This window comes from Helicobacter sp. MIT 03-1616 (assembly GCF_000765685.2).
In the GTDB taxonomy this organism is placed as follows: domain Bacteria; phylum Campylobacterota; class Campylobacteria; order Campylobacterales; family Helicobacteraceae; genus Helicobacter_C; species Helicobacter_C typhlonius.
In genome coordinates this window covers 1-478 of the sequence record NZ_JROY02000039.1, presented here as the reverse complement: position 1 = coordinate 478, position 478 = coordinate 1, and the positions used below count along the sequence as shown (strand labels likewise).

Below are 478 nucleotides of genomic sequence, written 5' to 3'. Positions count from 1 at the left end.
TCTTAGCTTATTAATACCTTCTTCTACATAAAAATACTCATCAAAAAATGGGTCTTTGCTCTTCTCTATGGTGGTGCGTTTATCTTTTACAAACACAACAAGATGAGGATTCTTCCACGATTTAAAATCAGTAGAGAAAATATAGAAAGAATAAAGCTTCCCATCTTCTGTAAAGACTGCCAAGCTTGTATCTACACCTATGAGTTTAGGTCGTATTGCTATGGTGTTTTGAGAATTAGGCACTTCTAGCACTTCAAAGCCTACATTATCTCCCAAAATAAAATTTTTTATCTTTTGTGGAAAAATCATTGTGCTTGTCATAGCGATTCTTGTGCGTATTTTATAGGTATTATTATTTTCGTAATCTATTGTTATGGTATTTTCTGTGCCTTTGTAATTCTTGGCAAAGAATTGTCCTTGAATTGCATTGAGATTTTGGCTTCTTACCGCTTGTTTTCTAAGCAATATTTCTTGTTCT

At 32.8% G+C, this 478-nt stretch carries 1 protein-coding gene; it reads right to left on the bottom strand.

Annotation, left to right across the window (positions count from 1 at the left end):
- A partial coding sequence (locus tag LS67_RS09485; protein ID WP_161594500.1) for a TrbG/VirB9 family P-type conjugative transfer protein occupies positions 1–478 on the bottom strand: 478 nt, incomplete at both ends.